The organism is Citrobacter sp. S55_ASV_140, assembly GCF_018919505.1.
Classification (GTDB): domain Bacteria; phylum Pseudomonadota; class Gammaproteobacteria; order Enterobacterales; family Enterobacteriaceae; genus Citrobacter; species Citrobacter werkmanii.
The window spans coordinates 1-11,411 of the sequence record NZ_JAHLQZ010000136.1; the positions used below are offsets into that span (position 1 = coordinate 1).

General features: G+C 54.6%; 9 protein-coding genes. All 9 read right to left on the reverse strand.

Going from position 1 to position 11,411, the window contains the following annotated elements:
* Nucleotides 1-1,021 (reverse strand): ATP-binding cassette domain-containing protein (locus tag KQJ18_RS17200; protein WP_216422371.1); only part of this gene is annotated, 1,021 nt, incomplete at its 3' end.
* Entirely contained in the window at nucleotides 1,018-2,085 is a 1,068-nt protein-coding gene (locus KQJ18_RS17205; protein WP_069323767.1) for an HlyD family efflux transporter periplasmic adaptor subunit, read from the reverse strand. The genes KQJ18_RS17200 and KQJ18_RS17205, both read right to left, overlap by 4 nt.
* Before the next feature lie 352 nt (nucleotides 2,086-2,437).
* Nucleotides 2,438-3,604, reverse strand: a complete 1,167-nt coding sequence (locus tag KQJ18_RS17210) for an iron-containing alcohol dehydrogenase (RefSeq protein WP_160955344.1) — start codon at nucleotides 3,602-3,604, stop codon at nucleotides 2,438-2,440.
* A gap of 33 nt (nucleotides 3,605-3,637) precedes the next feature.
* Nucleotides 3,638-3,952 (reverse strand): putative quinol monooxygenase, encoded by a 315-nt coding sequence (locus KQJ18_RS17215; protein ID WP_038635050.1) that lies wholly within the window; start codon nucleotides 3,950-3,952, stop codon nucleotides 3,638-3,640.
* A 17-nt stretch (nucleotides 3,953-3,969) separates the two neighbouring features.
* Entirely contained in the window at nucleotides 3,970-4,545 is a 576-nt protein-coding gene (locus KQJ18_RS17220) for a glycerol-3-phosphate responsive antiterminator (protein WP_042311797.1), read from the reverse strand.
* Entirely contained in the window at nucleotides 4,542-6,101 is a 1,560-nt protein-coding gene (locus tag KQJ18_RS17225) for an FAD-binding oxidoreductase (protein WP_121529662.1), read from the reverse strand. The genes KQJ18_RS17220 and KQJ18_RS17225 overlap by 4 nt, the downstream gene beginning before the upstream one ends.
* Nucleotides 6,098-7,777 (reverse strand): glycerol-3-phosphate dehydrogenase/oxidase, encoded by a 1,680-nt coding sequence (locus KQJ18_RS17230; protein ID WP_199952787.1) that lies wholly within the window; start codon nucleotides 7,775-7,777, stop codon nucleotides 6,098-6,100. Before KQJ18_RS17230 ends, KQJ18_RS17225 begins: the two co-directional genes overlap by 4 nt.
* Nucleotides 7,774-9,318, reverse strand: a complete 1,545-nt coding sequence (locus KQJ18_RS17235; protein WP_085049042.1) for an FGGY family carbohydrate kinase — start codon at nucleotides 9,316-9,318, stop codon at nucleotides 7,774-7,776. Before KQJ18_RS17235 ends, KQJ18_RS17230 begins: the two co-directional genes overlap by 4 nt.
* A complete protein-coding gene (locus tag KQJ18_RS17240; protein WP_312027930.1) occupies nucleotides 9,315-10,805 on the reverse strand; it encodes an MFS transporter in 1,491 nt (496 codons plus the stop codon). The genes KQJ18_RS17235 and KQJ18_RS17240 overlap by 4 nt, the downstream gene beginning before the upstream one ends.
* Nucleotides 10,806-11,411: the final 606 nt, after the last annotated feature.

Sequence of the window (11,411 nt, forward strand, 5' to 3'; positions counted from 1 at the left end):
CAACCGCTTGCCCAAACAGCCATGCCTCGCCTTCGCTTGCGGGCAGCAGTCCGGTGAGCATCTTCATGGTGGTAGATTTGCCGCAGCCATTGGAGCCGAGAAAACCGAAGATTTCCCCGCGCGGAATGCGAAAGTTAACGTGGTCAACGGCGACGAACTTGCCGAAGCGCATAGTCAAATCTTTCGCCTCAATGGCAATCTCTTCCCGCTCAGCGTGATACGGCGGGATCACCACCGGTTTGTGCGCCTGACGCTGGGCTTCGGGTAACAGCGCGATAAACGCCTGCTCCAGCGTGTCGCTGGCGGTTTGTTCCCGTAGCTGCTGCGCGCTCCCGGTGGCTAACACTTCCCCGGCGTTCATCGCCACCAGCCAGTCAAAGCGCTCGGCTTCTTCCATGTAGGCGGTCGCAACCAGCACGCTCATGTTGGTCTGGCGCTGGCGAATACTGTCAATCAGATCCCAGAACTGAGCGCGGGACAGGGGGTCGACCCCGGTGGTGGGTTCATCGAGAATTAATAGCTCCGGGTCGTGGATCAACGCGCAGCACAGCCCCAGTTTTTGTTTCATCCCCCCCGAGAGTTTCCCGGCAGGACGATCGCGAAACGGCGCCAGGCCGGTACTGTTCAGTAGCTCGGTAATCCGCGCTTCGCGCTCCGCTTTATCATGACCAAACAGGCGGGCAAAGAAATCGACGTTCTCATATACCGACAGCGTGTGGTACAGGTTTTTCCCCAGCCCCTGCGGCATCCAGGCAATGCGCGGGCAGACATCCCGGCGGTGCTGCGGGTCGCGCATATCGCCGCCCAGCACCATCACGTTACCGTGTTCAATGACCCGCGCGCCGGAGATGAGCGACAACAAGCTCGATTTCCCCACGCCATCCGGGCCAATCAACCCCACCATGCAACGGGCAGGAATATCCAGCGTGATATTGTTCAGCGCGACCGTTTTCCCGTAATGCTGACTCACGCCGTCAAGGTGCGCCACGGGAGGAACAGGAACCAGCGCCAGATGCGTCATTGCGGCAACCTCACCATCAGGTCGTCAGGCCAGGCGCGATTTTCATCGACACGCACCCACGCCATGCCCGGCAGACCGGTTTTCACGTACTCGAGATGCTGCTGCAACAGCTCTGGCGGGATACGCGCTTTGACGCGGAACATCAGCTTCAGCCGTTCATCGCTGGTTTCCACCGTTTTCGGCGTGAACTGCGCGACGCTGGCCACAAAGCTGATGGTCGCCGGAATGCGCAGATCCGGCGCGGCATCCAGCACCAGTCGCGCTTCGCCGCCAATCTTCAGTAAGCCAGCCTGTTCGGTAGGTAAGAAGAACGTCATGTAGACATCGCTGAGATCGACCATATTCAGCACGCGCCCACCCGCGGAAAGCACTTCGCCCGGTTCGGCTACGCGATACTGTACGCGACCATCGCGCGGAGCTTTCAGCTCGCTGTCATCAATATCAGCGGCAATGCGACGTTCGGTAGCCTGCGCGGCTTCTACGCGGGTCTGCGCCTGAATGATGCTGGTACGAGCGGCTTCAATCGCCGCTTTGGCCGCAGAGACCTGCGCCTTTGCCGACTCCAGCGCGGCGCGTGCGCTTTCTGCCGCGGCCCGATCGTCATCCAGTTGTTGCTCGGACACCGCCCCTCGCTGGGATAGCGAACGGGAACGCACGTGACGTTTAGAGACCGACTGCAGTTCCGCCTCACGCTGTTTTACCACCGACTGCGCGGCGCGCATTTCACTTTGCCGCTGTTCCAGCAACGCCCGCGCCGCCGCCACCGCGCTTTCGGCTTCTTTGATTTGCGCGATCGCCTCCAGCCGCTGTTCCTGCAGCACGCGGGTATCCATTTTCGCCAGCACCTCGCCCTGACGGACAAACTGCCCTTCCGAAACGAGGATGGTATCAATACGCCCGGCAATCTTAGTGGCAATATCCACTTCGGTGGCTTCAATTCTGCCGTTGCTGGCTGCAAACCCCTCCGGTATTCCCGCAGGGCGCAGCGTCCACCAGGCTATCGCGGCCACCACCACAAGAACACCCGCTCCCCACCACATCAGATGACGCTTAAACTTATCCATATTCGACCCGCCGTAATCCCTGTTATCAAACGTTGCGTGTCACAAAGCCCACTGAACAGCTATTCAGCGGGAGATTCCATCCGGGATGAGAAGGAATGAAAAACAATGGCCATTGAGCGAGCAGGCGTTAAGGCAACGCGCGCCGCGAAGGAAGTGAATGACGAAAATGCTGTGAAATCGGGTAGTAATGTTGTCATCATCAGCGTTCCTGGCCGGAAATGAAACACGCATACTCATAACTGCTGTCTATTGAATACTAACACCTGGATTCAAGATGTCTATTCGGTTGTAGTGGGGATATCGCCGCCGACCAAGCATGTCCGGTGATCCGCTCACCGGACACGTTCTGGGTTTAATAAGCCTGCTGGTAAAGCCGCAACGCATCATCTTCATTAAGCGTAACGGGATTATTGCCCAGCAAGCGGGTCTGCTGCATGGCATCCTGCGCTAATATCGCCAGACCGTCTGCGGGAACACCAACGTCACGCAGCCTGTTGGGCGCCCCGGTTGCCGCAATAATGCTTACCATCCCGGCAATAAACGACTGGGCATCGATATCCACGTTTCCTGTCACCTGTGCCCCAATGACGGGAGCCAGCTCGGCATAAAGTGGGGCCGTTACCGCCACGTTAAACTGCAGCACCGGAACCAACATTAGCGCATTCGACAAGCCGTGCGGGATATGGTGTCTGGCACCCAAGGGATAAGCCAGTGCATGCACCGCCGCCACCGGAGAGTTAGCGAAAGCCTGTCCCGCCAGCATCGCGCCCAGCAGCACATTTTCTCGCGCTTCACGGTTGTGCCCGTCACGGCATGCGGTCACCAGTTGGCGACTGATTAAACGTAACGCTTCGCGGGCCAGCGCGTCCGAGAGTGGGTTTTTCTTATGCTTGCCGGTATAGGCCTCAATCGCATGCACCATCGCATCTATCCCGGCGGCGGCAGTATGGACAGGAGGAAGTCCCAGGGTCAGTTGCGCATCCAATAGCACCAAATCGCCATACAGTTGCGGGGAGACAATGCCCATTTTGCTGTCATCGTTGGTCGTCAAAATTGCAATATTGGTGACTTCAGACCCGGTGCCGGCGGTGGTGGGAATGTTAACCAGCGGTAGACGTTTCCCGGCGACCTTGTCGATGCCGTAAAGCTCCGGCAGGTCTTGTTCAGAGTTGATTAATACAGCCACCAGCTTTGCGACATCGAGCGAGGAGCCGCCGCCCAGACCAATAACCATTTCGCAGTTACCATCGCGGGCAACCTGTAAAGCTTCGCGAACGAGGCGCTCGTGTGGATCGGGTTGGACCCGATCATACAGCGTCACCTGAAACCCTGCGTTGTACAGACTGTGCAGAACCGGTGGCAAAACCCCAGCCTTGACCAGACCGGGATCGGTCACCAGCAATACACGACGTGCGCTAAACCGTTGCTGAAGAATCTCCCCTAACCGTGACGCACCCGCCCACTCGACGATGATTTCCGCTACCGTCGTAAACGCAAAATCCTTCATGACATTTTTCATTGAGGTATTCCTTGCAGTAAAAATGGACAGCTTTTAGCAATGCGGTTCATCAGGAGGAATGTGAAAGCTTTTCACCTCTTTACGCTCCAGCATCGGGGCAATAATGCCAGTGCCAATTCGTTGAAAATGTTCCGTTTTCCGATGAAGTTCGAGCCCCTCTGCGCAACGATAGGTTTCAAGAATCACAAAGCGATCGCCGTCTTCCGTGGAGCGGAAAAACTCATACGATATATTTTCAGGCTCCTGACGCGTTGCCTCTGCCAGCATTCTGAGCGCGTCGTTAACTTTGTGACCCATCGTCGGTTGGGCAAAATAATGTGCAACGACAAACAGCTGCGTGTTTTCCATTTTTGGCTCCCGGTGGTTTAACGTAGCAAATTCACATCCCATAACGCGCTGTCGCTGCTTGATACAGCTATCGCGCCGTGCAACAGCGCCGTCCGGGCATGTTCCTCATTGCAGACAAACCCGGAGGCCACAATCGGCGGCAACACATTACGATCGGCCTGCGGCAGCAACGGCAGCATCTGCGCAGGCATCAGTTGCACATAATCGGGTTCGCTTTGCTCCACGGCTTTCAGGCTGCGTAGCCAGGTCGAGCGGTCGGTGACGAAGATTTTCTGCATGGTGATCAACCCGCATTTTTTCGCGCGCTGTACGGTTTGCAGACGCGTGGAAAGCAACCCCATCGCCCCCGTTTCGGCCACATAATCAATGCCGCCTTTATCCTGGGACAGCCCATTACAACTGTCGATATTCACGATGACGTACTTTCCCGCCTTCGACAGCAGTTCGATCACCGGCTGGAGCTTAATCAGATCGATATTGGCAATGATGCAGACTTCAGCTTTGCTGGACAGTGCGGTTTTCAGTTGCTCAATGCCGTAAATCGCCATGATGACGGGCTGGCGTGCCAGGAGCACGCCAAGGTTTTTTATCATGATTGACCTGCCTGATGTGCGTAAAGCTGAGCGCTTAAGCCCAGCTTGCCCGGGTTAAGGATATTTTGCGGATCCAGCGCTTTTTTAATATCAGCCAGAACCGACAGCGATTCACCTAAAGAAGCCTGCATGTAGGGGGAACGGAGCAGCCCGACGCCATGGTGATGGCTAAGGGAAGTCTTGTGTTTAATCAGCACCGCATTTGCCGCGTCCCATGCCGCACGATACCAGGCCGCACGCTGCTCGACGGGCACATCGCCACGCAGTGAGAAGTAAAGACATGCGCCGTCGACGTAGGCATGGGACTGATGCGCTGACCCCGCCAGCGTGCCCGGTACGGCGTTGATCGCTGCCACCACATCATCATAAACCGCGCTGAGATCGCGCCAACGCCCCACCATTTCCAGCGTATCCGCCACCAGGCCGGGGCTTTTCTTAAAGCCTTCGGCGCTTTTTCCCGTCAGATACCGGGTATCCAGCCAGCGCTCAAAGATGGATTCACCGTCAAGTTCTTCTCCGCTCTGCTGACAAATACGTTCACTGATCGCCAGCACCGCGTCGACAATGTCGGGTTCTCCCTCATCCGCAATCAACAGGACGTTGGTCTCGGGCAGGCCAAACTGCACGCCGCTTTCCAGGTTATCGTACAAGCGCAGTGCCGCTGGATTAGCGCCATGCTGTAAGATTTCGCGACACGCCTCCAGCCCACTGGCGAAGCTGGAAAAACCCCAGGCGATAGCGCGGCCATAATCCGGCAGACGATGTAGCTTCAAACGCACACGTACTATCACGCCCAGCGTACCTTCCGAACCGATAAACATTTGCTGTAAATCAGGTCCGATAGCGCTGCGTGCATAACCGCCAACGGTGATTAAGCGCCCATCGGCCAGCACCACATCCATGCCAAAAACCATATCTTCAATTTTTCCGTAGCGGGTAGAAAGCTGTCCCGCACCGCGACAGGCGACCCAACCGCCGACGGTACTGATCCCAAACGATGACGGCCAGTGCCCCATGGTCATGCCATACTCTTTTTGGATAGTTTGCTCGAAAATATCGCCAAACATGCCGGCTTCTACCTCAACAATCTGGCTTTGTGGGTCAAAATCGAGCAATTTGTTGAGTTCGCAAACGTCGAGCACAATCCCTCCGCGCAGCGGCAATGCGGCTCCGGTAACGTTACTTCGCCCGGCAGAAACTGTAACCGGAATAGCGGATTCACTGGCGAGGCGCATTACGTCCTGAATCTGTTCTACGGTAGAAACGCGTACAATCACGCCTTTTGAGGTGGCAGGCGCGCCCTGGGTTTCCGCAATCATTGAACCGGCCCACCAGTCGCGGGTCCAGGTAATCACATCGGACTCCGACGTCAGCACCTCATCAGCAATCACCCGCAGCCGGTCAAACGTCGCTTCGCTAATCGCAACGGGATCTACCTGCATTCCTCTTGCGCCATTGCTGCTGGTGATCTCTGTTGCCCATGCGGGGCGAGTATGTGCGCCAATGGTATAGTTTCCACGGTTATAACCACGTTTAATCGCTTCTTTACTGATCATTCTGATGTCCCCATAAGCATTGATTTTTCATGTTTAATCGCGGCCTGATAGCTGGCTACCTGTTTTGCCACCTGTTCAGGCTGTAACCGGAGTTCTTGTTGCAGTATTTCCCCAACGCGTTCTGCGGCAGTGGCTGACGCATCGCGTGCCATCAGGCGCGCGCGAATTCGACGCGACAGCACATCATCAACGGTGCTGGCAAGCTCATGGCGTACGGCATACACCACTTCCGCTTCGGTGTAGGGAAGCCCTTCCACGATAGGTTTAACCCGCGAGGGATCGGCCTGAATAATGTCACTGACAAAATGCGCTTCGGTGCCATAGCGCTCGCCCAGATGCGCAGACAGGCCGCCAGAGGCCAGAATGGCCTGTGGGTCATAGCCAGCCGCGCCCAGCAAATACGCAGTTTTCGTTGAGCAGGCTTTTTTACGGCCCAGTATTTTGCTGGCCGCATCAATGGTTTCTTCCGCCATGTGGCGCGATGTCGTCAGTTTGCCGCCGACAATGGTAATCAGTCCGTCCGCTGCAACCCTGATCTCATGGTTACGCTTCATCTCAACGGTTTTGCCGCCCGCGGTACCGACAAGCGGGCGGCAACCAGCGATACTTCCCACCACATCTTCCGGGCGCAGATCCGTTTTCAGCGCCGAGTTTGCGCCTTCCAGCAGAAAGTCCAGTTCAGTGCGATTGCAGTGAACATCGTTCAAATCGCCCTGATAGTCTTCATCCGTAGTGCCCAGATAGGAGACGTTGCCCCAGCGCGTAATGGTCGCGCGCCGACTGCGTCCGGCCACCGGAATGGTCACCGTGCAATCATTGCGAATTTTCATCCACGGGATGGCGACATGAACCCCCTTCGCCGGACGGATATTCAGCGGCGATGATTCCCCTTTTTTCAGCCCACTCCAGTCACGCAACCAGACACCCGTCGCCATAATGACCACCCGCGCTTTGACCCGGATTTCCCTGCCATCGGCATACACGATGCCCCCATTGACCTTGCCATGCTGGTCGCGTGTGGTTTCGATGACTTCGGCATGGTTTGTTACCGTCGCTCCATGAAACGCCGCCGTCCGCACCAGGGCCAGCGTTAACCTGGCGTCATCAACACGGGCATCGAAATACATAAAGCCGCCGGAGAGTTGCTCTTCTTTCAGCGTTGGGCAGTGCGATAACACTTCCGCCGGAGTTAATTTTTGGTGAAGAATACCTTCCCGCCATCCCCCGGCGAGATCGTAGGTCCAGAGCAGACTTTCAAACGCAGAGGACATGCGTTTATCAAACACGCCATTCTTATCGAGTACCGGAAATAAAAAGGGCAGCCGCTGCACCAGATGGCGAGCATTGCGGCGCATGCGCTGGCGCTCGAGCAAAGAATGACGTACCAGTCCGAGGTTCCCTTGCTCGATGTAACGCAGGCCGCCGTGCACCATTTTTGATGACTTGGATGACGTCCCCGAGGCAAAATCACTCTTCTCAATTAACGCGACCCGATAGCCGCGCAAGCTGGCATCCAGCGCCGCATAGGCCCCCGTCACTCCGCCGCCGACAATCAGAATGTCGTAGGTTTCGCTTTCCAGTCGCTCCAGTTGCTCAGGACGCTGAAGACGCAACGGTTCGGCGCCGTACATATCACTGCGTGTTTTGTTTGGCTTTCGCGAAGGGAAAAACTTCATGAGTCGGCGTGCTCCTGATTAGCGGTAGTGAGGCTGCTGGCGGTTTCCATTTCGAGCGCAATACGCATCTCCCAGCGGTTGATTTTTTGTTCGCGAAGGTCATGACTGATTTTGGGTTCAAACAGACGCGCCGTTTTCAGCGCGGCGCAGGCATCAGACAACGAATCCCACAGCAGCCCATCGGCTCCCGCCAGAAACGCCGCGCCGCGTAAGCTGGCCCTCGCCGTTTCGGCCATCCGCCGTACGGGGATCCCGCTAACATCGGCCTGGATTTGCAATAACGTGTCGCTATTGGACAACCCGCCGCCTACCACCAGCTCTTGCGTTGCGATGCCGGTTGCCGCTTCATTGGCGCGCATACAGGCGGCTACCGAATGCGCAATGCCTTCCAGAATGGCGTAGGCCACCTGCGGACGTGTGGTCGAGATTGAAATACCGTTAAGCGAGGCGCGGGCATGCGGCTGCAAATGAGGAACACGCAGCCCCGTTAATGCTGGAATGAAACTCACGCCGCCAGAATCATTAGCCTGTGCAGCCAGCTCGCTGATTTGCTCGGGTGAGTCGAACCAGCGCAGCTTTTCGCACACCCAGTTCAGGGCCGAACCGGTCGTCGGGACGAATGTTTCTACAGAGAAGTGCGAGCGTCCTTTTTGTCGGCGCGCGGTCATGGAGAGCGTACTTTCACAGCTTTTTTTCAATGTCGGCACCGTCGGCCCCATCATTAAATCAACAAAGCTGCCGGTCCCATGCATACACAACGCCTGCCCGCGCTCAGTGCAACCCAGCCCAATGGCCCCCGCAAACTGATCCCCGGCGCAAGCCCGGATCGGGACGCTGATCCCGAGGATATCTTCACGCGTAGAGCCAAAATCATCGGTATCATCGTGTAATTCAGGCAGCAATGACGTCGGGAACTTCAGCGTCTGCAGCCATGGCAAATGGTACTGATGCTCGTTGAGGCAATACGCGCCCGCAGAGGTGGCGTTGGTGGGGGTAGTGACACATTTTTTTTCTTCCGCCAGATGCCAGAGCAACCAACTGTCAACGGTGCCAAAAACCAGGGTTCCAGCCTGGTGCGCCCTCTTCACTGCCGGTGTATTGGCGATATGGTATGACGCCCAGAGGTAAGGTGAACGTATCCCAACCGGTCGTCCAATTACTGGCAGCAGTTTCGCATCCCATTCGGGGGCAAGTCGCGCCAGCTCATCCGTAAAACGCGCATCCTGCCAGACCATCGCAGGCGCCAGCGCCTTGCCAGTGATTGCATCCCAGAGCACCGCCGTTGAACGTTGCGTCGCAATCGCCAGCGCCACAATACGCATCTTGCTGTGCTGCGCATTGGCAATCGCTGTACGACACACCGCAATAGTGGCCTGCAAAATTTCATCAGCATCTTGTTCAACAACGCCATGGCGCTGGCTACTGACCTGAAGCGGCTGGTATTCAAGACAGTGGACCTGGCTATTTCGCCCCACCACTGCCGCACGCGTACCTGATGTACCTTCATCAATAGCCAGAATGACATCTTCATATTCAATCATTTCGTACTCCTGTTTGATTCTGGGGCCATCGACTCGGGATAGGGTGAATGGGGTGATTCGAACTGCGGGGCGCCAGGCTCGTTATCCGGCTGAATCGTGGTGCGAGTGGGATCCCATGGGATCACAAAGCAGACGATGCTGGCGAACAACGGCACGGCGGACATGATCAGGAAGGTCGTTTGCAGGCCGTAGAGATCACGGAAAACGGGGAAGATAAACAGACCGAGCGCCGCACCTATTGCCCCGAGCGCACCGACCACGCCATTTGCGCCTGCCCGCAGTTCACTGCGAAAAGAGAGGGATGAAAGGCTTTTCCCGTTTGCACCGGGTCCACCTGAGTGACAAAGAATAAACAACGCGGGAACCAGCAAAGAGGCCCACAGCGGCATACTGTCGCTGAACAGTCCCAGCGTGAGCAGTACGAGAAAAGCCACGGCAAAACCGATCGCCGAAGAGCGGCGCAAGCCAAGACGACGACCGATTGCAGGAGACAAGAAACCACCAACAATACCAAATACGTTAAAAAATAGTGAACACAAGGTTGCGTACACAAAATTTTTACCGAACATCGCGGCACTAATAACCGGCAAATACCAGCCGACGCCAAAATACTGGATTGACTGGCAGATCTGAACCGTAGAAGCCAGAATCGTACGCGGTAAATATACGCCACGGAATATTAGCAGTACATTTCTCGCTCCTTTTTCTGCTTGCCCAATGACAGGTTTTTGCTCCGCTTTTGGCGCCAGAATAAAATTATCACCGTATATTTTATTCATAGCGATCACAGCATCAGAAAGCCGTGATTTTCTCGCCAACCATACCGGACTTTCTACTAAATAACGGAACTGGAAAAAAAGTACGATGAGTCCACATAACGCTGTCACGGCAATAGAATAACGCCAGATAGCATCCCCAACATCCCAGGAATAAAACATCAGCGCTAATGCCAGATTTAAACAAACCGCAACATACCAGACCCCTTGCCAGGTGTTTAAACGGCTTTTTAGTTTCACTGGCGTGAACTCTGCCAGCATCGCCATGGCCACGGCAAAATCCATCCCGTAAGACACGCCAACAAAGAAGCGGCCCACGATTATGGTGCTGAAACTGGAGGATGACATCACTAACAGCGCACCAATCACCGCCATTATTTTGGCGATTATCAGCGGTGGTACACGCCCCCAGCGATCGGCAATCCAGCCGCCAATAGGGTTAAATAATATGGCAACCCACGATGAAAATGAGGTAAGTAACGCAACTTCAGTTGCGCTCAGATTTAAATTGCGGGTCATTGGATTTAATCCAGCACTAAGAGCTGAATTTGAAAAAGCATCAAGGAACAGGCCACCTAATGCCAACCACCAAATAACACCGGCTCTGCCACTGATTTTTCCGCGAGAGTCGATGCAATTGATAACATCATCAACGCCACGGATTTTTATCGGATTTGAGAATGAGCATGCGGACATGGCTTTCCCCTTCATAATATTCGGAAGAAGGTCGCCATTAGCTAAAAAAATGCAATAAGAGACCATCTTAATTTCACAGATAGTCTCTTATCTAAAATCTGTATTTTTCCACTCTAGAAGGTAAGGGAAAGCGTGTCAAAGCGACTTTTTGCCTCATCGTTGATTCTGTGACTTGTAGCACATATGTTAATAAATCATTACAAAAACAGGTCGCCATGAGCCATTTTTCCGTTCTCAGCGGATGGGAGCCCGCTGTGAGTGTACGTAGTCGATGCGCTGGTGGCTGATTTACGCTGAACGATCGCAGATCTTCCTGTGCAACGTTATTGCAATATTCATCAAAAATGGGTGTTGAATACGAAATTCGCTTTTACTCTAAACTCCACCACCAAAATAAAAGTATTAAAATTCATATAGATAACAGCAAAAACATTTGATATTAATCATTTAAAAAACTTATTTTTCGTTATGTTGATCACATTAACATCAAAAGAATGGTGATCTTAAAATAGGTTTTAAATATTGTGGTCAGGCCGCTAGACCACAATAAGAGGATATATCATGAAAAGAAAAACAATGGGATGGCTTATCGTTTTTCTTCTTTTTATAGTTTACATGCTT